At 59.1% G+C, this 19,974-nt stretch carries 16 protein-coding genes and 1 pseudogene; 9 read left to right on the top strand and 8 right to left on the bottom strand.

Annotation, left to right across the window (positions count from 1 at the left end; translation table 11 throughout):
- Positions 1–175: pseudogene (locus tag EXE45_RS11115) on the bottom strand (IS5/IS1182 family transposase); the annotation flags it as partial.
- Positions 130–441 (bottom strand): ATP-binding protein, encoded by a 312-nt coding sequence (locus tag EXE45_RS21845; protein WP_369333753.1) that lies wholly within the window; start codon positions 439–441, stop codon positions 130–132. The pseudogene EXE45_RS11115 and the gene EXE45_RS21845, both read right to left, overlap by 46 nt.
- On the opposite strand from EXE45_RS21845, the gene EXE45_RS19630 reads away from it, so the two are divergent.
- The gene (locus EXE45_RS19630; protein ID WP_241989473.1) at positions 370–1,233 is read left to right on the top strand and encodes a hypothetical protein; all 864 of its coding nucleotides are present in this window, start codon (positions 370–372) and stop codon (positions 1,231–1,233) included. The two genes, EXE45_RS21845 and EXE45_RS19630, sit on opposite strands and share 72 nt — an antisense overlap.
- Before the next feature lie 693 nt (positions 1,234–1,926).
- On the opposite strand, the gene EXE45_RS11105 is transcribed toward EXE45_RS19630, so the two are convergent.
- The gene (locus tag EXE45_RS11105; RefSeq protein ID WP_137694380.1) at positions 1,927–2,499 is read right to left on the bottom strand and encodes a response regulator; all 573 of its coding nucleotides are present in this window, start codon (positions 2,497–2,499) and stop codon (positions 1,927–1,929) included.
- A 169-nt stretch (positions 2,500–2,668) separates the two neighbouring features.
- Here EXE45_RS11105 and EXE45_RS11100 point away from each other — a divergent pair, with 169 nt between their 5' ends.
- From EXE45_RS11100 to EXE45_RS11075, 6 genes are all read left to right on the top strand, one after another.
- Positions 2,669–3,424 (top strand): hypothetical protein, encoded by a 756-nt coding sequence (locus EXE45_RS11100; protein ID WP_137694379.1) that lies wholly within the window; start codon positions 2,669–2,671, stop codon positions 3,422–3,424.
- 177 nt (positions 3,425–3,601) lie between these two features.
- Complete coding sequence (locus EXE45_RS11095) at positions 3,602–3,739, top strand: hypothetical protein (protein WP_241989472.1); 138 nt, start codon at positions 3,602–3,604, stop codon at positions 3,737–3,739.
- A gap of 501 nt (positions 3,740–4,240) precedes the next feature.
- Complete coding sequence (locus tag EXE45_RS11090) at positions 4,241–7,162, top strand: PAS domain S-box protein (RefSeq protein ID WP_137694377.1); 2,922 nt, start codon at positions 4,241–4,243, stop codon at positions 7,160–7,162.
- A 66-nt stretch (positions 7,163–7,228) separates the two neighbouring features.
- Positions 7,229–8,761 (top strand): bacterio-opsin activator domain-containing protein, encoded by a 1,533-nt coding sequence (locus EXE45_RS11085; RefSeq protein ID WP_137694376.1) that lies wholly within the window; start codon positions 7,229–7,231, stop codon positions 8,759–8,761.
- A gap of 91 nt (positions 8,762–8,852) precedes the next feature.
- Positions 8,853–9,194: a winged helix-turn-helix domain-containing protein gene (locus tag EXE45_RS11080; protein WP_137694375.1), complete on the top strand. Its 342-nt coding sequence runs from the start codon at positions 8,853–8,855 to the stop codon at positions 9,192–9,194.
- A gap of 145 nt (positions 9,195–9,339) precedes the next feature.
- Positions 9,340–9,834 carry a hypothetical protein gene (locus tag EXE45_RS11075; RefSeq protein WP_137694374.1) on the top strand — a complete coding sequence of 165 codons (495 nt, stop codon included), beginning with the start codon at positions 9,340–9,342 and terminating at the stop codon, positions 9,832–9,834.
- An 842-nt stretch (positions 9,835–10,676) separates the two neighbouring features.
- On the opposite strand, the gene EXE45_RS11070 is transcribed toward EXE45_RS11075, so the two are convergent.
- The 5 genes from EXE45_RS11070 to EXE45_RS11050 form a co-directional block, all read right to left on the bottom strand.
- On the bottom strand, positions 10,677–11,477 hold the full coding sequence (locus tag EXE45_RS11070; RefSeq protein WP_137694373.1) for an ABC transporter permease subunit: 801 nt from the start codon (positions 11,475–11,477) through the stop codon (positions 10,677–10,679).
- Positions 11,477–12,427, bottom strand: coding sequence for an ABC transporter ATP-binding protein (locus EXE45_RS11065; protein ID WP_137694372.1), 951 nt, complete (start codon positions 12,425–12,427; stop codon positions 11,477–11,479). The genes EXE45_RS11070 and EXE45_RS11065 overlap by 1 nt, the downstream gene beginning before the upstream one ends.
- A 1,339-nt stretch (positions 12,428–13,766) precedes the next feature.
- Positions 13,767–15,167, bottom strand: coding sequence for a DUF6498-containing protein (locus EXE45_RS21325; RefSeq protein ID WP_241989470.1), 1,401 nt, complete (start codon positions 15,165–15,167; stop codon positions 13,767–13,769).
- Positions 15,168–15,242: 75 nt separating this feature from the next.
- Positions 15,243–16,277: a HAMP domain-containing sensor histidine kinase gene (locus EXE45_RS11055; protein WP_137694371.1), complete on the bottom strand. Its 1,035-nt coding sequence runs from the start codon at positions 16,275–16,277 to the stop codon at positions 15,243–15,245.
- A gap of 609 nt (positions 16,278–16,886) precedes the next feature.
- A complete protein-coding gene (locus EXE45_RS11050) occupies positions 16,887–17,810 on the bottom strand; it encodes a glycosyltransferase (protein ID WP_137694370.1) in 924 nt (307 codons plus the stop codon).
- 235 nt (positions 17,811–18,045) lie between these two features.
- Between EXE45_RS11050 and EXE45_RS11045 the strand changes: the two genes are divergently transcribed.
- A complete protein-coding gene (locus EXE45_RS11045) occupies positions 18,046–18,387 on the top strand; it encodes a winged helix-turn-helix domain-containing protein (protein ID WP_199233617.1) in 342 nt (113 codons plus the stop codon).
- Positions 18,388–18,836: 449 nt separating this feature from the next.
- Positions 18,837–19,862: a CPBP family intramembrane glutamic endopeptidase gene (locus EXE45_RS11035; protein WP_137694367.1), complete on the top strand. Its 1,026-nt coding sequence runs from the start codon at positions 18,837–18,839 to the stop codon at positions 19,860–19,862.
- The last annotated feature ends 112 nt before the right edge of the window (positions 19,863–19,974 follow it).

The raw sequence follows: 19,974 nt of genomic DNA, 5'->3' as shown, positions 1-19,974 counted from the left end.
TCAGCCGATTCGGCGTTTCTCGGTAGCTGTGGCCGTCTTCGAGCCGAAGACAGTGGAGCACAACGTGTTTCCAGCGGGCGAACCCGCCGCTGGCGGGCTCGCCCGCGTGCTTTCCCAACGCTTGTTTGACTAGGCGACGACACTGCTCAACGAAGTCGAGGAGATCGACTTCCATGGACAGAATCGATTTCCTCGGCTTCGTCCTTCTACTCCGTGATAACAGCTGATTAGATCGCTATTCAACACAGCAGATTCAATGACATCTAATTCAGTTTGTGGGATACCAGGACCGTTGTCTGCGATGACTAATTCGACGCTCGTCTCGTTTACTGACGCGGTGATTTCGACGCGGGGCGGCGTTCCCTCGCTGTGTTCAACTGCGTTTTCGACCAGTTGTTCGATCGCGTACCGACACAGACTGGGATCGGCATTAATTGTCACATCGGGGATTTCGATGCTCGTTTCAGCCTCAGCAGTGGAGTCGGTCACATCAGCAACGACGTTATCGGTTATATCCTGAAGCAGTGCTCCCGTCTGGTCCCGTTCAGAGCGCTGCATGAGTCTCTCGAGTCGACGAGCCTCGGTACTGAGTTGGTGGAGCTGGTCAGCATTGTGGACGATGTGAGTATTTTGGGTCTCTTCGGCGTAGGCTTTGATCACGTCAAGCCGGTTGCGCAGATTGTGTCGAAGGACTCGATTGAGAACCTGGAGTCGTTGCCGGCGGATTTCTCTGTCAGTCACATCAAACAGCGTAACGGTGTGACCGAGGAGTTCGTTGTGATCGTTTCGAAGCTCAGTAACACGGGGGTCGAATCGTCGCTGTCCGCTCGTCGTCTGACATCGGATTGTCTCGCGCTCCGCGAGCGATTCCATGTGAAACTCCGTGACCTCACTGATATCCACGCCCGCATCTATTCTCCCGAACTGATCTTCGGCTACCGGATTTGTGCGAGCGATCCGTTCGTTGTGATCAACAACGAATATCGCTTCGTCCATTCTGCGTACCGCCGCACGCTCCCCGAGTGTCCCGGTTCCGGGGCGATCCGAGAGAAGCGAGTATCGGAACACACTGAGCCAGATTACGACAGCTACCGCACCCAATCCCGTTTGAGTAAGAAGGTCATTAACCAACGGCGTAGACGGTCGGGTCGTTTGAAAGACCAACAGCGGAATGGCAACCGGCGCAACGGCGAACAGTCCGTTTCGCCATGTAAATCGGTCGTGACGGCGTGAGGTCGATATCACTAACCAGATCGCGGCGGAGACGATCGCCAAAATCGATAAGAGGAGGACAGACGAGGTGACGCTCAGCAGCTGTCGCTGATCCGTAGAGAAGTTGAGCGGGTTATAGAGTGCGATAGACTCGAGCCCGATAACGGAAAGAATGAGTCCGGTCGCGACAGTGACGCGGCGGCGTGTCACTAGCGTTCCTCGGCCCACGTACCGAAGCGCGAATACTGTCCATGGGAGAATGACAGCGGGTAACAGCAGACCCATGGTACGGTCTGCTGCGGAGTCAACCAATTGGAAGCCAATCGTCTCTATCGTGAGGACACCAGCGTATACGAATCCGGAAGCCCCGAAGAGTAGCGACATGACGCCGAACGGAACGGCCAAGTCCGCGTATACACCGGCTGTTGACTCCCCCCGTCGTAGTGCGACAATCCCGGCGACGGCACACGTGAGCCCGGTGAGTATCGGGACCAGCAGGCTTGCCGCCAGTTCAACAGCGAAGCTGACCACGGACACGCCGTTGTTAAGATTCAACCAACCTGTTAGTGACGGTGTTTTCGAGCGAAGTGACTCGCGGGGACGGCGGCCGCTCGTTGCTCGCTTTGTGAACGACCCCTCCGTGTTCAGCGACCAATACGTCGGACGCCCGAAGCGTCCAAACATGTCCCGCTCAATTCGAAGTCGGTCCGCTACTTAATACGTCTCTCTCTCAATGCCCGAAAACGTCTCTAACAGCTCATCAGCGTCCGGAATAAGTCTACAGACCCGATCTCGAAGTGTTTCTACCCGATTGTCGAGCCGGTTGTACTCTTCGTGTTCCGCCAAACGATCCGGGTCAAGCTCCGCCCCGATGACCGATCGCTTCGACTCCATTTTGAAATACTCGCCAAGGAGTTGATACGCGAGCACCTGACACTGCTGGTCGACAGCTGTGCGAATATCTTCTCGCTCGACGGGCTTACAGAGGTAATCATCAAACGGCAAGTCAAGGAGATCCAACCCAGGATCGATCGCGGTCACCATTATCACACGGGTTTGGACGTCATCGCTCCGCAGTTCGGCAAGAACATCGTCTCCGGATTTGTTCGGCATATGCCGGTCCAACAAGACGGTGTCCGGGGGATCCGACTCCTCGACCATCGACAGCGCCTCTGGGCCTCCGTACGCGACGGAAACATCCGCAACCGCTTCTAATCGGAGGGCGTAGGCATCAGCAACCTCTTTTTCGTCATCGACGAGTAAGACCTTGGGCTGGTTGACGTACATCCCGTACTCACTCTGTGTACGTATCGACTACAGCGTCTAATAACCGTGGCCTTTCAAGCGGACGTGTGGTAGTCTTGGAAGCCTTCTCAGACGATCTGGGGGGTACGTATTGTTTCGTGGCGAGAAACGTGGCTCACCGAACTAATCACTCTCACTCGAATCGCCACGTATGCCAATTCGGTCAGAAACGGCCTCTGATTCCACCGGTAGCGAGTCACCGGAATTCAACGTCAGCTTTTCTTGGGCCATTGCGTTCGTCGCCTTACTGTTTGTACACAACGAGTTACACGAGATCGCGCACACTGCGGTCGGCCGGTTGATCTGCGGAGCATGGGGCCCACGGAATTTCAACAGTTGGCAGCTTGCGTGTGAGAAAACGCCTGAAATCGTCTTCGCACCGATCGCGGGCCTCGTTTTTAGTTATGGCCTGATGTGGATCGGCTACTATTTAATCCAAGTAAGAAGCGCACCCTCGAAGAAATCCGTCGGACTGTGTCTCATCTTCGCGGCGATGCCCTTCGGTCGGATCTATACCGTCTCACGGTCCGGCGGCGATGAAATGGTCATCCTTCGGGGTGCCTTCCCGGAAATGGATCCGCTGCTCCGACTCGCCGTCGGAGTAACGACCGTGTTGCTTCTCGTAATCCCACCGTTGTATCGAGCGTTCTCTGCGTTGCCACAGCAACGGCGGGTGCCCATCTTTGCGGGACTGCTGTTGATACCGTATCTCTTGTTTGACATCCTCGTTTTGCGAGTAGCTAATCCACTGCTAGAGCAGGGTGTCTTGGCTGGTGAGGGAATACTGGGTTCACCGCTGTTCGTGAATGTCTGGACTGGCTTTTGGATACTCGTGTTGGTCTTATCGTGGCGGCACCTCCCCACGGTTCTCAAATTCAACAACAAGAAGGATCTTCCCTCTGACTGACTCGCAACATCGCAAGGACAGTCGGCCTCATTCACGCGTGCTCTACGGAACTGCGACGACTGCTTCTCGGCGAGAAACACGCCGCCTGCTGCTATTACTCTCGCCGCGTACCACCTGCGTATGTCACACCAACCGGGGCTCCTCCGGAGTCCGCTATTCCGTGTAGGCATGCCCGCGATGACGTCGCTGATCATCGCCGCAATCGCCCTCCTCATCGTTGACGATCGGTTGCTCCGGATACTCATGCTCGTGATAGCGGCACTCGATCTGCTCGTAACCCCGCAGATACTGAAGCGTGCCGCCCGCAACGCGTAGCGATTGAGGCACTCGCTCTGAGAGTACAACCCCGGTACTCGCCACCTTCGTCGCCCGAGCACAGGTCACTCACGCTGCCCCGTCCAGATCAACCTGTGACCAGAGCCCCGCTCGTGAGCTGTTCGTCAGCGATCGGCGGCGGCGACCGAGCGCGGGGAGTCGACGGCTTTGCTGTCGTACGGGACACGGCAGGGGAATCGGGCGCGTCGTGGCCGTTGAAGGTCGTATCGCGAGAACCGAGCGGCGTAAGCGACACGACGGTCCTGATGTCCGGCACACGTGTCGTTTCGCGGGGCGGCAGAGTACGGACATATTAGAAAATATGACTGCCCTCCCACCGGCAATGTCGGTCACCGCCGATGCCGTTATCGCCGCCATATTAGCGTCAGTCACAGGTCGTGCCCTGCGGGGTCGGTCGCCACCGAACGCGACCACGTTCGCAGCGGTTTCGGGCAAAACGGGCGTGAGGTTATTGTTGGACAAACTTCAACTCACGACGTAATGCCACAGGTCTTCCCGCAGCGATCCCCGACGATTGGCGTGGTGGGGCCAGCGTCGGTCGAAACAACGCTCCGAGATGCGCAGGGCGCACTCGACGTCGCGGTTTCCATCGGAGAGAGCGGACGCGACGCACGTGACTCGCTCGAGGAGTTCGACTGTGTAATTGCGGTAGACACTCCTGAATCAGCGGGTGCCGGTCGGACAGACGCCGGCGCGGTAGCGCCACCGAGTGACGTGAGAGACTGGGCAGTACAGCACGCTGCGAAGAACGCGACGCCACCACTGGTATTCGTGGCGCCGACAGAGGTATCGCTCGCCGAACCGCTCGAAGCCGGCGTAACGGAGTATCTCCCGTGGGAACTGCTCGCCCAGTCGCCGGCCACTGTCCTTCGGCGGGCGGTCGACGCGATACGAGGTGAAAGCCCCGGAGATTACCGAACGATCTACGATAACGTCTCTGAACCGCTCACACTTCACGACCCTCACTCGGGGGAGTTAGTCCATGCGAACCAACAGCTCTGTGAGCTGTTGAAATACAATCGGGCAGAACTCATTTCGATGCGTGTTGGCGACTACACCGCGAATATCGAGGGATACGACCAAACTGCTGCGATGGAAGTTATCACCTCCGCGACGGGGGGTGACACCGTCGGCCCGATCGAATGGCCACTTGAAACGGCTGACGGTGAACACGTTTGGGTCGAGGCGACGTTGACCACGGTCACGATAGACGGTCAGGAGTTGGTGTTGTCGACGGCCACGGACGTGACCGATCGGCGACGGCAACGCCGTCAGTTCCGCGAGATTTCGACGCATATCGACGAGGTCGTCTATCTGGCCCGGGCGGACCTCTCAGAGGTCCTATTTATCAACGAGGCGTACGCCGACCTGTTCGATCAACCGGTCGAACGCGTGTATGACGACCCGATGGCTGTCCTCGATGCTGTACACCCTGAGGACCGTGAGGCGTATCGCTCGGACCTACTCGCCATGAGCGAACACATCCGCGATACGGAGTCGGGGCCGTACACGTTCTCCCACCGCCTCCGCGTGGACGGTGAGACGCGCTGGGTAGAGGTAAGCGGGTACCCGAGCAGCGGTCCAGGCGGCGCCGTTGACCGAATCGTCGGCGTGATCCGGGATGTTACCGATGCGCGACGCCGTGAGCGTGAGTACGAGCAGATATTCAACGGCGTTACCACCGCGATCGCAGTCCACGACCCTGACACGGGTGAAATGCTCGACGTGAACGACAGCTATGTCGAACTGTTCGGATACGACTACGACGCGATTCTCCAACAAGGAATCGACGACCTCAGTGTTCCCGAGGAGGGGTACACCAACGAGCGCGCGAGACGGCTTATTACCGATGTCGGCGAAGACGAGGAGGACGAGACAGTTGAGTGGCGAATTGAGACTGCTCGGGGTGACCATCGTCTCATCGAAGCGAACCTCACAGTCGCGACCGTAGGCGGACAGCGACGCGTCCTCTCGCTGATGCGCGATATTACCGAACAGAAACGCCGCGAGCGAGAGTACGAGCAGATTTTCAACGGTGTCAATGACGCGATCGCCATCTTCGACCCAGAGACGACTTCCTTTGTCGACGTGAACGATTCATACCACGAACTCGTCGGGTGCGATGATCTCGATCGCATTCGTGAACTTGGCATCCAGGGGCTCAGCGCAACTGAAGACGGGTACACCGCAGAACACGGTACAGAACTGATCCGGACCGTCGCACACTCCGGTGAACCGAAGACCATCGAGTGGAAGCTCGCGCCGCCGGACGGGGAGCAGTCGTGGATCGAGGTCACGTTGGCGACGGCTGAGATCGGTGGTGAACAGCGAGTCCTGTCGATCCAGCGAGATATCACCGAGCGGAAGCGTCGGGAACGCGAGTTCGAACAGATATTTCACGGCGTGACCGACGTGATCGGCATCTACGATCCCCAGACTGCGGAGCTTCTCGACGTCAACGATACCATGTGTGACCTGCTCGGATATGACCGCGAAACCATCGTGAACATGGATCCCAACGAGGTGACTGCGACTGCGCTTGGGTTCGACGCGGACGCAATCGAGGAGGTTGTCCGCGGCGTTGCCGAATCCGGTGAGCCGGCGATGGACATCGAGTGGGCACTCCGAACCGCCAGCGGCGAAGTGGTGTGGCTTGAAGTTAACGCAACGCTGGCAGAGATTGGCGGTGAACAGCGTGTGGTCACCATCGCGCGAGATATCACACGGCGGCGTGACCGCGAAGAGCGGGTTCAAGTGCTGAATCGTGTGCTGAGACACAACGTGCGGAACGACATGGACGCGGTGTTGGGATATTCAGCAGCGATCCAGGAGACTACCGAACACGAGACTGTGCGAGAATACGCTGAACGCGTCCACGACATTGCGAACAGTCTCTTAGAGCTCAGCGGTAAGGCACGCGCCGCCGGGCAGATGCTTCAAGACAGCGACCAACCGGACAATCGCCAAGCCGGCACGGTACTGGACTCTGTCGTGGCTGATATCCGCGAGTCCGACGCCGATGCTACCGTTCAATTGTACTCCACAGATGCTCCCGTTCCAGTCGATACAGCTACTTTTCGGCTGGTGGTAAGCGAACTCATCGAGAACGCTGTCGAACACGGCGGTGACTCGCCGCAAGTCGAGATTACGACCACACCAGCTACGGACAGCGGCAAAACACGGATCACGGTGCGTGACGACGGTCCCGGGATCCCCGACAGAGTACTCACTCCGTTCCAAGCCGAGGGAGAGTCCCCGTTTCAGCACAACCACGGCATCGGCCTGTGGCTTGTCAACTGGGGTGTTCGGCGACTCGGCGGCGGGATTGAGTTTGAACGTCCCGCCGACGGCGGCACCGTTGTTCACCTCTCGTTACCGAACAGACTGCGCGAACAATCATAACCGAAACAGCTGGCTGCTGAACGGACACAGTAACAGAGCAAACGCAACGTCGCTTCGACCCCCACAATGGATCCGCAACTTGAGAACGCCCCGATTGGAGTCGTCACGGTCAGGGATGGGATTGTCGACGAATACAACGAACGCGCGGCAGAAATCGCTCCGTCTGTTGCCGTACGCGGCGAGGCAATCACAGACGTGTTTCCGGAGTCGGTCGAGGGATCCCTCTCAGACGTTTTCGGCGGCTCGTCCGTGTCTGAGACATCGTTCGAGGAGTATTACCCGTCAATCGACCGGTGGTTGTCGGTCTCGGTTGAACCGGATACACCTTCTGTGACGGTCTATATCTCCGACGTAACGGACCGCGTCACCCAGCGCAAGGAGCTTTCCACGCTCAAATCAGAATACGATCGCGCCACTGTCGTCGACCAACTTATCGCGGACGTGCTTCACGGGCTTGTTGATGCCCCTTCTCGTGAGGCTATCTTAGAAACGATCCGTGAACGGCTGGGCAAGTCGGACCAATATCGGTTCGTCTGGACCGCTGAACACGTCGTCGAATCTGAGGAACTCGTCGTCGACAGCGTATCAGGCAATCAGGGACAGGTGTTTCCGGCAATTCAAGAAACGATCGAGGACGACGGTAACACCCCGGAGCGTCTGGCTATCGACGAACAGCAGCCACAGTTCATCGCGTCGCTCGCGGAGGACGACTCGGTTTCTGAACGGCTCCGTGTTGCTGCGTTTGCTGACGGTGCCCAGTCTGTGCTTGCGCTTCCGCTCGCGTATGAGTCACGGGTCTACGGCGTGATTGGAATCTACGCTGAAACGCCGGACGCATTTAGCGATCACGTTCGGTCAAGCTTCGAGACATTGGGTAACCTCGCGGGGCTCGCGATCAACGCACGGCAGAACCGCAAACTCCTCTTTGCGGATACAATCACGGAAGTTACGTTTGGACTGAGATCTCACTCGCCGCTCGCAACCCTCACCGAACGCTGTGGGGTGTCACTGACGCTTGATGGTACCGTACCGCTCGATTCGGAGTCTCTCACCTGCTACGTGACCGTGACCGGCGGCGATGTGAACACCGTCGTCGACGAGGCGACCGGGCTACAAGCCGTGACAACCGGCCGTGTTATCCGGCAGTCGGACGCAGCTGGCGGCCGTATCGAGCTGACACTCGATGAGTCGGCGCCGCTCGTTGCTGCGCTCACCGGTGGTGCGAACGTCCGATCGGCATCCTTCGAAGACGGTACCGGTCAGGTAGTCGTTGAGGTGCCCCCGGATGCTAATGTTCGCCGACTGGCCGTAGAGCTCGGAGGCGACGAGCCCGCACCGGTCCTCGCACGTCAAGACACTACCGAGTCGCCAACGACCACACGAGAGTTCAGGAACGACCTCAAGGATAGATTGACCGACCGACAAGCAACGGTCCTCCGGACCGCGTATCTCGCTGGGTATTTCGAATCGCCCCGCGGGAGTACAGCTGAAGAGGTCGCGACCTCCCTCGATATCACCGGATCAACCCTGATCCATCACCTACGTCGAAGCCAACGGAAACTCTTGGACGTATTCTACGAGGAGGAACCTACAGACTGAGCTGAATGTCTGTATAGTTAGACTCACTCCTACCGCTGGGTCTGGATAGTGAGCATATTCTACCAAGGGGACTCCATCATACCATCTTTGTATGGCAGCACGGAAGCCAGTCCACAGAGGTCCCGACCGCGAAGATACGCCTTCACCGTCAGCCGCTGAGCTGCTCGATCTACTCGGCGATGAGTACACCCGCAGGGTGTTTGAGGCGGTCGCCGATGAGCCGCGTGGCGGCCGCGCCGTCGCTGAAGCGGCAGACGTCTCTCGACCGACTGCGTACCGGCGTCTCAACGCCCTCAAAGACGCTGGCTTGGTTACCAGCGAGTGCCAAGTTGCTATCGACGGCCACCACCGAGAACAGTTTGTCGCGTCTGCTGAGGAACTCTCTGTGTCGCTCGATGATGGCGACATCGAGGCAGTCGTGGAATTTAACTGATGGAGTCCCGACTCACGCAGTTCCGAACGACCCCGAGACATTCACCAGGATGTCTCAGTCCATCCGACAACTCGGACTTCAGTGTTCGAGCGACCCGATACAGGGTTACCTCCCCACTACCATACCAACACCACGCCCTCCAACGATGACCCAGAACACGCGTTCACCGTCCACGTCCGTTACTCGACGTCGAGCGATCACAATCGGTGCCAGCGCCGCGATCGCCTCGACTGCGGGCTGTACAGCAGTCCTTGATGCGGTTGGCAATCAAATTTTTGAGGAAGTGAATCTCCTCAATCAACTGAATCACGAGGTGAGCGGGACGATCCAGATTGTGGACCCGAATGGAGACACGGTTCTGGACACCTCATTCGACGTCCCGTCCACCGAGTCGGGTGGTGACAGTAACATCGTCGCCTATGCCGACGTGTGGACCACCGCCGGCGAGTATCGAGTCGATTTAGCGCTCGCGGATACGGAGATTGCGGGTACATCGCAACTTAATCGCTCGTTCACGATTACAAATCCCGCGGAGGAACTGGTTGCCATTTCGATCGGCTCCACTGATGAGGGTGAGCCCATCGCCCTTCGAGTCGGTGAATCGTTCTCCGATCTCGGTCAGACGAACGAAACCGGCTGACTGGCCTCACGTCAGGCCACCGAGCGATCACCGAACTATTGGGTTTCCCTGCCCGGAGCGGGGTTGAGTGCCTCGGGACTCGACCTCGGGGCGGTTCAGGCCGCATCGAGGACGGTTGACGCGAACCGTCCGGCCGTACGCGACTAACAGGGCGACACAGCCGAGTCCGATAATGGCACCTCCTGCGAGGCTTGACTCTTCACCACCGATCGCTGCCAGTGATCCAAACGCCAAAAACGGGATTGCCGCCACCCTACCTGCGATCGCAATCACGGAGAGTCCCCCTTTGATATAGGACCCAGTCCGTGAAAGCCAGGTGTAGACTCGACCTGCGTCGGAATTCGCGGGTGTCGTGGAACCCGACACGGCGATCTCCGGGCTCGATTCGCCTCGCGAGGCGTCGCTGGTCATGGATGGTGGTTCCTTGCTCCCCACATACGCCTCGTTCCGTGTCTCAGGGACAGAAACGCTGAAACCCCACTGTGACCGCGTTTCATGGCGTGAAACACTGCTGTTGGATTGATGTTGTAAGGGCTATATGATTCACGTAGCCGCCGGTCGGAGGCGGCCTGTAAGCAAGTATCCGACTGTTGAGCTCGTCCCATCGCCGTGGCCCAGTTGGTGGGATTTCTCATCACCTCCCCCCTCCCCCGCTTTGGCGCTTTGTTAGCCGCCACCCCGCTGCGCATCGGCCCTCCACCGCCAGCGGCCCTATTGTACTGTGGTTAGATCAAGGAAATCCCTGCTCCGCGATCATTCGTGCCGTCCACGCAGCGCCTGCCGAGCGGTCTTTCGTCCACTACCGAGCGACAACGAACCGCTCGCCTTCACAATCTCAGCTGTCACCCGATCTGGGCGTCACGGAGACGGACATATCCGACCGTAACAGGGACCAAGATCCAGGCCAACAGGACGAGAACCGGCAGCCAGACCGACGCGAACGGGTCCGTTCCGAAGAACTGCCCCTCAACAGTGCTCCGATAGGCGGCCCTCGCGGCGCGGTTTGGCGGGAACAACCCGACCAATTTTAACCATGCCGGCTCGCCGCCATCGGCTATCAGACCCAGTTCGACGGCGCCGTACTGGATGGCACTCTGGATGAGGTTCCACAGCGCGACCAAGATCATGTAGGCTCCGACGGCGACGGCGGTAGCACGACTGTCGCTCGAACTCCCCGCGGAGATCCCCACTCCGATAGCGACGAACGCCACACCCATGAGGCCGAGAAATCCGATAAATGCCGCCAGTAAACCGAACGTCCCGCCCAGCGTCGTGAGAACGACGAGCCCCGTCACGAACCCGCTGGTAAGCGTGGCGACGAGCATCAGGGCAGTCCGTCCGAGGAGTTTCCCGACGAGAACGTCCCGACGTGACGGCGGCAAGCCCAGCAAGACTCGCAGCGACCCCGACTCCCGCTCGGCAGTGATTGCCCCTTTGGCGAGTACGAGCGCAACGATTGGAAGCATCGTCACGGCGAGTTGAAATGAGAGGGAGAACACCTCACCGGCTGCCATGTCGCTGGTTACTGCGAGGAGTGCCGTGGTCCCGGCCGTTGACAAGAGGACGATTAAGGTGACCGCCCACAGGGCCTTCGATCGACTGGCATCAGCCAGATCTTTCCGGGCGATGGTGCGAACGCTCATTACGCGACACCACCCGGGACGACGGCTTCGGCCTCACCGTCCGTCCTGTCTTCACCGGTATAGCTTGCGAACAGATCCTCAAGTGATGACTCCTCGATCCGCACGTCGGTGACCGACGTCAGCTCTCGAACCCGGTCGATGAACTGGAGTTTCGCCGCCGGTTCAAGACAGGTTCCCCGAACGGTCCCGTCGCCTACGTCGATGTCGCGTACATTCGGGAGGCCACCCAGATTTTGCTCAGGCTCGCGGTCCACGTCGAGTATCACCTGTGCTCCAGTGTCGAGTTGGCGTCTGAGACGGCTGATACTGTCAATGGCGACGAGCTCTCCCTCGTTCATGATACCGACACGGTCGGCGACGGCTTCGACCTGTTCGAGAATATGGCTCGAAAAGAACACCGTCACGCCACGGTCGTTTTCCGCACGAATGATCTCTCTGAGTTCCCGGGCGCCGTTCGGATCGAGACCGCTGGTCGGTTCGTCGAGGATGAGCAGATCAGGCGCACCGACAAGCGCCATCGCTAAGGCGAGTCGCTGGCTCATTCCCGTCGAGTAGTCGCCGGCGGGCCGGTTCGCGTCTTCTCGTGAGAGGCCGACCCGATCGAGTAGCTCGTCGGGGTCGTCGTCAGCGTCTTTCAGTTCGGCCGCGAGTTCCACGTGTCGCCGACCGCTCAGTCTGTCGTACAGCCCGTAGTTCTCGGGAACGACACCGATCCGGCGGTGGAGCGTCTCCCGGTCCTTCGAAACGTCTAGTCCGAGCATTGAGGCAGCTCCACTCGTCGGTCTCACGAAGTCCAACAGCAGGTTGATCGTCGTGGACTTTCCGGCCCCGTTCGGGCCTAAAAAGCCGAAGATCTCACCCGATTCAACGGTCAGATCGATACTATCGACAGCGGTCACGTCACCGAACTGTTTGCTCAATCCGTCCATTTCGATCGCGGGACCTGTCATTGTCACAACCCTATCGAACACGGGCGACCTGTTAAATCGAGAGTCAGTGCTTCTAAGTCTGAAACTCTGCTTGTTGCTCTACCTGACGACGGCCGAGTTGCGTCTCTCAGCCACATCACAGAGGAGACGTGGGCCTCTCCAGTGTGGGCGGGCTTTGGCCGCCCTGAGACGTCTCGCGGCCGTCTCGCTCGGTGATAAGACGCTCTCGAAGATCGTGACGCCGTCGCGGTATAGCCGGGAGTTCCGGGCAATCCACCGCAGTAAGCCCGCTGTCGACCTCGGTGCGCGCCACCAACACCTACGCACTGGTACCACTCCTGATCAACCTCGCCGTCGCAGTCGGGGCCGCGTTGCCCGCGACTCTCCGCTCGCGGTCGCGCTGTTCTCCCTGATCGCCGAACGGGGTACCCCCTCCGACGGAGACATCGCGGGTGTGACGAAGCTCAAGGCCACGAGGGACCCGGTGAGTGGCGGGGATTTAGATGCCGTCGGTTCGACGAGGGACCATGTCAATTGGCGACCTCAGCCCGGAGCAGCAAAGCCAGGCGAAGCAGTTCCTGCTGTGGACCGCGCTCACGGTTGTCGCGGGATATGTTTTGTTCGTCGTTCTCTGACTGGCGGCGGGGAGTCCCTCTCGTCCCGTCGGACCCAACCGACAGCGGCCCGACCGCCGGAACTCGCCAGACCGAGGCTTCGAGGCGTTCTCGACTCCGATTCGGGCCGAATCCGACCGAGGACTTAATCGTCCGCAGCCATCATGTCATTATACACCATGTGTCACGGACATCATCCGGGAGAGTGGTCGCGAAAGGAGATGGACGAACCGACCGACGAGCCGGCGGAAGAGCCGTCGTTGTCCGAGCCCGAGGAGGCGACGGACGTGGAGATCCTCACGGACGGCGGCGACGAGTGAGCGCGGCGCCGGCGAGCATATCTCACGCCGTTTTCGTGGACACCGTAGGCGACTTCGACGCGCGCTGTTGAAGCGAGATCGACCGGCGGTCGTAGCGGAGCCTCGTCAAGACGGCGCTCCGCAGATGACCGACGCGAGTGTCTTGGGCCTGATTTCGAGACGGTTCACTGTTCGGCTATGGAGCAGCATCAGTTGAGGTCACCGGAGGGCGCGCTCTGGAATTTCGGCGGGTCGGTGACCCGAAGAACGTCCAGACAACGCTCGCGGAGCACATGGGTAGCGAAGCGTACACAATTCCCGGGTCTCGGGAGCAGTGGGAGTCTGTTCTCAGTCTTGGCCGCGAAATCCGCACAACGGTAGCACCCACTGGAGAGAGTGATGAGCCTGTGACTCGGAGTGACACACGTGGTCCGCGCTCGCATCCCGTTAGATCCGTGCGAGCATCGCATACAGAAGGACCCCGATCAGCATGAGAAAAAACGGTGCGATCAACACCAAACCTCCGGCCGCCTCTGCCCCACTCACCTGAGACGAGCCGAGTAGGAGCAGCGGCACTCCTGCGAAAAACAGTGCTAGCATGAGCGCGGCACCCACAACTGCGGGGTCCTGATCGGGGCGTCCATCATGTCTGACAGGCAACCCGAGCGTCTCGATCGCGCTGTCCAAATCAGCGACGGGACCAAATTGGACTGTGTTCGTTGGCGTCGCCTTGACGTCCGAGATGCGTAGCGTTCCGGTGTCAAACAGTCGGTCGGGAATTGCGTTCTTGATTTCGAACTGGGCTCGCGAGTGAACCGGAACGGTCCATTGCGGGGCTTCGAGAACAGTATCGTACGCGATTAATGTATCGCCACGCCGTTGGTACTCGATCGTCCCGTACCGGAGATAGTAGCTCCCGATCCGGACAGCAAAGACACACAACACCACGGCCAGGCCGACACCGCCCCATACGAGACGTCCGGTGAGCATTGCGGCACACACTCCGAGCAGAAGCAGCGCCACCCCACGATTGATCACAGTCAACAGTATGGTACTGATGCTTCCGAGCAGCACTGACTTCGGGCTCACAGTCACCCGCGACTGAACCTCCTCGTCTGGGAGGTCCGGCTCTGGCTGTGGACGGCTCAGTTCCCGGTCGTCGCTCAGGCGATCGAACCAGGCTTGGAGGGTTCTCGCAATCGGTCCAGTAGATTCCCACGACACAGAGAGGGCCGTCTTCACGACCACAAATCCGCCAAGCACAGCGACACCCGTCAACTGACTCGCAGTGAGCGCGAGTACGCCAAGTAGCATCACCCCCACGGTTAGTTGCGTCGGCCGCTGTAAGATTTCGCGAGCGGACACGTCTTCGTACCGTTTTGTCCCAAGGTAGTCGACGCTGAACTCGGCGGCCTGGGCTATCAAGAGCGCCCCGACGCTCAGGCCAACCTCCCACGACATCGCTACCGGCGTCTCGGTCGTTGCCCACGAGAGTACGGAAATTGGCAGGACAGTAGAGCCCCAGATACCGATCATTGAAAGCGCAAATGGCACATTTCGCGGGTACAGTGGTGGGAGCGACGGGAGTGGACGCCAACCGCCTCGCTTCTGTCGTAGTTCGTGGAGAGGTTCTCGTTGCCCGACGACATCAGGTGACCCCTGCTTTGCGAACAACGACTTCAGCGCGCCGAGGAGCACCGTACTAACTGCCTCTATCCAGTAGAGAAACAAGAGCGTCCAGACGTTCCAGTCGCCGATGAAGACGCCGATTAAGGGCAGGATATTCGCGACGATGATAATGAGGTCGGCGACTGACTGGTGCGGTACTGTGGAGGGCACACCGCGCATATGTGACCACAAGCGTACCGAAGATAATATCCTCTGCGTTGGTTCAGTGAACTCCGCCTCTGACGCTGGATTAGCTCACAGTGAGATCTCAATTCGTGCCCCGCCAGTACTCGAGGCGGTAAGTTCAATTTGCCACCCGTGAGCGTCGGCAATCTGTTCGACGATAGCCAGGCCGAGCCCAGTCCCCCCGGTTTGGGTGGAATACCCCGGTTCAAACGCTACGTCCCGGTTCTGCGACGGAATTCCCGGTCCGTCGTCTGCGATATAGAACCCGTCAGGTGAGCCGCCGACGGTGATGGTAGTAGTGACATCAGTGTCGGTGGGCTCTCCTGTCGAACGTTCGGTAGGCTGTTGATCGGCGGTCTCGGCGGCAGTCGTGTCAGTGCCAGAGCCGTGTTCCACGCTATTGCGAAAGAGGTTCTCGAAGAGCCGCTGGAGCCGGTCCGGATCGGCCGACACGGTCGGCAATGGCGTAGAGAGTTGAAGTGTAACGCCGTCGGTGTCAATCGACTTCCACGCCGCCGTCGCTGCGGTCTCTATCGACACCTGCTGTGACGGGTCGATAGCTCCACTGCCTCGCGTCAGTGTCAACACGTCGCGAATGATCTGCTCCATCCGGTCGTGCGCGTCGGCAACCGACTCGAAGTGAGTCTCATCCCCGGTTTCTTGAGCGGCCTGAAGGTGCGCTTTCGCAACATCGAGCGGATTACGGAGGTCGTGACTGACGACGCTACTGACATGGTTGATACCGAGCGGTTCGTCAGCCTCCGGACAGTACTGCAAATCAGAGAAGATGAGGTAACCGGCAGCCGGTTCTGACGGGGCAACACGAACGAAGAAAGGACCAGCGCTGCTGCTGTTATCCAGGTAGATTCCGACACGCTCGTTTCGAACTAAGTGAGTTAGCGGGTCACTATCGCCGGTCGTACGCTGCGTTGGGAACCGATCAAACAACTCGGAGACAGATACGTCAGATGCGAGATCCCCGAAGCGATCGTGAAATGCCTGATTCGTATTGGTGATACGGGCGTCCTGATTTTCGATCGAATAAGCGAGGGCGGGATCCGGGAAGGCATTCAGCGGAATTGCGTCGCCTGGCTCTTCGGTCATTGGCGGACAGACGTCGCTCCGTGAGCGGTTCTCGTCGGCATGAACGTAGACCTCAAGGCTAACTGACCCCGGCTCCAAGCGGGTCGGTCACGGTTCATACGTACCACTTCGTCGGGTGAAGGTTTAGTATTGCTCCTCGATTCTGAGTCAGAAACAGTTCATTGCGAACCCCGGGAGCGATCCGATACCGGACTACCCGACAGTCGGATTCCTCCCACGGCCAAAGCCGTGGGCTTCCTCCTTGTATTCGTGTGAACTGCCCGGGATTCAAGCCCCGAGGCATTCGGCCCGCTCGGCTCGTAGACTGCGTTTCCGACGCTGAAACGCGACGGTACCGCTTTGAATTGAACGCCATACTGTGTATACGAGATGTTGGGAGGGATACAAGCGAAAGAGCTAGCGCTTTTGGTATGGTTAGTGACGGCGTTCGCCGTTGGAACGGCGGTCTATTCGCCGTTAAATGGGCTCGCGCTCTCCGTACCGACGACGTGGGGGTTGTGGGCGCTCTTGACATTCCGTGAGAGAGGGTCGTACGACCGCAGCCGATAGGAGCGTTTGACGCGAACTCTCGAAACGAAACTGCCGACTCAATTCAGCTAAAGGGCGCGGTCAGTTCGTCTCTCCCCCTTCGACCTCGACATCAAATTTCGAACGCCAGTAGTATCGGCGACCTCCCCACACGAACGAGTCACGGAAAAACGAGTACGCGGCCAACGGGACACTGACAACGAAGGCCGGAACGGTGAGCAAAGCCGACAGTCGTCGAATCCCGAATAGCACGTAGACCCCTGCGACGGAGGCTGTGAGGAGAACTCCGAGTAGCGGATTCGTGACGCAACCGACAAGGATAGCGACCAGTAGACCGGCGGACACCATCGCTGCTGTCGGGTCGTGGGTAGCAAAAATTTGGTTAAAACGAACGTGCCGTTCGACGGTCTGACGGATGGTTCCGCCGATCGGAACCCTGCGGCCACGTCGAACCGGGGTGACGGAGACGTGCTCGCCGAGGAGTCCATCATCGCTGATCGTCTGGCGGAGATCGGAGAGCAACGCACTCTCGTCGAGGTCGTCACGGCGGAACATAACGGCACCGCCCCAAGCGTGGTCACCGAGATATGTGCCGAGCGTCCCGCCGAGCGCATAGATTGGTTCGAGGAGGACAGCGAGCGGATCTTGGCCGACAAAGACCGGGAGCTCAGTTGTCGGGCCGTGTTCTTCGTAGTCAGCGCAAAGCGTATCGAGCCAATCCGGCGGATGCGTGAAGTCGTCGTCCGTCCAGACGATGTGATCGCGGGACGCTGCGTCCATTCCCGCGGCGATCGCGTTCGCCTTTCCCGAGCATGCTGTCGGTGATCCGGCGGCTATCAGTTGGACGCACGCCGGGATATCATCGCGGCCGGCCACGGGGTCCGAACCGTTGTCATGGATGATCAGCAACTCGTCTTCCGGCGTCAGTTGAGCCGCGACGTCCTCGCACGCGTCAGTCCACCTGACCGTCGGGAGAAGAATACTCACTGGAGGGCGCGTGTCCATACGGGCTGACAGTTATGACGGCCAAATCAGTTGTTCGGTTGTATACGGGTATCGGACAGTGGAATCCGGTTGAATACGATATTCCGGGCCACGGATGTGCCACCCGTTCGTTCCAGCACGTGTCTCGATGAGCAACGGGTAAAGATTGGTGCCATGCGTTTCACTGACAGAATCCGACCAGAACCGTTAGACCGGCACAATCTATATCGGTCAATTACCGCACGGAGTAGTTATCGTGTCAGATGTACATGACCCCGAGGAACTCGCGGAGCTTCTGGGTGACGAGTGTGCACGCACGATCCTCATCGAGGCGAAGAAAGAGCCGCAGTCGGCCGCAGATCTCAGCGACTGCGCCGGTGTCTCTGAACCGACAGTATACCGACGACTCGAGCGGCTCCGCAAATACGACTTGATCACCGAAGATGTCCAGCCAGTCACCGACGGCAAGAACTACAAGCTCTATCGAACGGTACTCGACGGGATCGAACTCGACCTTGATGAAGAGGGATTCGAGGTCACCGTGTCACGCCGCAAACGGATGATCGACCGGTTCACGCAGTTCGTAGAGGGCTCCTGAGATGTTTGAGACACCGCTTCAGTTGGTCGACCTCGACACGCTACGAACGGTTCGGCGAGTGAGCGAAGCGATCCCGATGATACTCGGGTTGGGGATCAGCTATCTCGCGTACGCCGCATACCGGCAAAACCAGAGTCGTCCGATGTTGTATATCGCAGTCGGGTTCGTGCTGACGTTATTCGTACAGGCTCCGTTAGCGCTGACACTGACGTATTTCGGGGACTTGCCGCTCCAAGTGATCAACAGTCTTCTCCAGCTACCCGAGTTCGTTGGGTTGGGGCTGATCCTGTACGGGCTGTGGATCCCCCGTCGAGACTGATCGCAGCTCGATTCCGAACAGCCGGAATGAGGGTCTGAAGTAGTATCACCGCTCACGAGAAAGCGGTAGCTTCAGCCTGTGAAGCCAGGAAAATTCCTCTTTTTTGATGCGGTCGTATATTCAGCCGCAGATGACCGAAGCAGACAGCGAAGTCGACCGCGGACGAACCGCGTCCCGCTCGGGTGATGCCGACCGACGAGACATCCGTGACGGGATTAGTGGACGCATCGTCTCGGCACTCTGGAACAGAACGGAAGGGCGTCCTCGTGCCGTCTGGCGCGTGCTCATTGCGTGTAGCGTCATGTTCATCGGGGTGTACGTTCTGCCAGGCGTCCTGCTCGCAGGGGCTGAGCTCCCCGTCTCGGTCACGGGGGGCATCGTCAACCTAATTTCTGCGTTGGTCGTCCTGGCGATGGCCGTCGTCTTTGCGAAGCACGTCGACCAGCGACCGCTGGGCGAGTACGGATTCGACGTCGGTGCGGCATGGCTGACAGAGTTCACAGTCGGTAGTGTCGTAGCCCTCGTGGGGCTCTCGGTGGCGCCCCTCGTAAACTTGGCCGCGGGCTGGGCGACGATCGCGGAAGTGGCCTCCGGAGGGGTCGGGGCGAACGCGTTACCGTTCGCTCTTGGGTTCGGGGTGTTCACCATTCAGTGGGCCTTGACGGCCTTCTGGGAGGAGGTGATGTTTCGCGGCATCGTTCTGACCAACGCCGTCGAGGGGCTTCGCGGACGGTGGATCTCAGACCGCGGCGCGGTGATAGCCGGTGTTGTCGCTTCCTCGCTGATATTCACTGTGTTCCACCTTCCGGGCTCGATTAGTGCGTTCGGGTTCCGCATGATATTGGGGTTGCTCCTCGGTGCGGCATACGTGTGGACCAATTCGCTCGCGCTTCCGATAGGGCTCCATTTCATGACCAATTTCGCACTGAACAACATTTACGGTCTCTCGAACGTCGCCGAGGGAGGCGCCCGAGCAGCGATGCTCCTCCGGCCGGCGTTTACCGGCCCGTCGGAGTTCGTACAGCTGTATGGCATCGTGAACGCGGGTGCCGTGCTCTGCGTGGTCGCCTTGACCGTTGGCTACGTCCTGATACGGAACGGCGACCTCAGCACGCGGATGTCGTCGACGTCCTTCCCGGAAGGAAGTTCGGACTGACATCCTTTCACGCTAAAGATATTATGTAGGTATTCAACCCCAGCCGTGCCTACGAACGTGGATAGATTCCTAGTTGTCGGCTTCATCCCACCCGTGAACGGGTGACCTTCGC

Origin of the sequence: Halorubrum sp. SP9 (assembly GCF_005435015.1) — an archaeon.
Lineage (GTDB): Archaea > Halobacteriota > Halobacteria > Halobacteriales > Haloferacaceae > Halorubrum > Halorubrum sodomense.
The sequence above is the reverse complement of the archived record's forward strand: the minus strand, read 5'-3'. Positions and strand labels throughout refer to the sequence as shown.

What these genes read in the sequence shown, in the direction of transcription:
- EXE45_RS11105 (WP_137694380.1), bottom strand. Translation starts at nt 2,499, where the DNA reads ATGTACGTCAACCAGCCCAAGGTCTTACTCGTCGATGACGAAAAAGAG.
- EXE45_RS11100 (WP_137694379.1), top strand. Translation starts at nt 2,669, where the DNA reads ATGCCAATTCGGTCAGAAACGGCCTCTGATTCCACCGGTAGCGAGTCA.
- EXE45_RS11095 (WP_241989472.1), top strand. Translation starts at nt 3,602, where the DNA reads ATGACGTCGCTGATCATCGCCGCAATCGCCCTCCTCATCGTTGACGAT.
- EXE45_RS11090 (WP_137694377.1), top strand. Translation starts at nt 4,241, where the DNA reads ATGCCACAGGTCTTCCCGCAGCGATCCCCGACGATTGGCGTGGTGGGG.
- EXE45_RS11085 (WP_137694376.1), top strand. Translation starts at nt 7,229, where the DNA reads ATGGATCCGCAACTTGAGAACGCCCCGATTGGAGTCGTCACGGTCAGG.
- EXE45_RS11080 (WP_137694375.1), top strand. Translation starts at nt 8,853, where the DNA reads ATGGCAGCACGGAAGCCAGTCCACAGAGGTCCCGACCGCGAAGATACG.
- EXE45_RS11075 (WP_137694374.1), top strand. Translation starts at nt 9,340, where the DNA reads ATGACCCAGAACACGCGTTCACCGTCCACGTCCGTTACTCGACGTCGA.
- EXE45_RS11070 (WP_137694373.1), bottom strand. Translation starts at nt 11,477, where the DNA reads ATGAGCGTTCGCACCATCGCCCGGAAAGATCTGGCTGATGCCAGTCGA.
- EXE45_RS11065 (WP_137694372.1), bottom strand. Translation starts at nt 12,427, where the DNA reads ATGACAGGTCCCGCGATCGAAATGGACGGATTGAGCAAACAGTTCGGT.
- EXE45_RS21325 (WP_241989470.1), bottom strand. Translation starts at nt 15,167, where the DNA reads ATGCGCGGTGTGCCCTCCACAGTACCGCACCAGTCAGTCGCCGACCTC.
- EXE45_RS11055 (WP_137694371.1), bottom strand. Translation starts at nt 16,277, where the DNA reads ATGACCGAAGAGCCAGGCGACGCAATTCCGCTGAATGCCTTCCCGGAT.
- EXE45_RS11050 (WP_137694370.1), bottom strand. Translation starts at nt 17,810, where the DNA reads ATGGACACGCGCCCTCCAGTGAGTATTCTTCTCCCGACGGTCAGGTGG.
- EXE45_RS11035 (WP_137694367.1), top strand. Translation starts at nt 18,837, where the DNA reads ATGACCGAAGCAGACAGCGAAGTCGACCGCGGACGAACCGCGTCCCGC.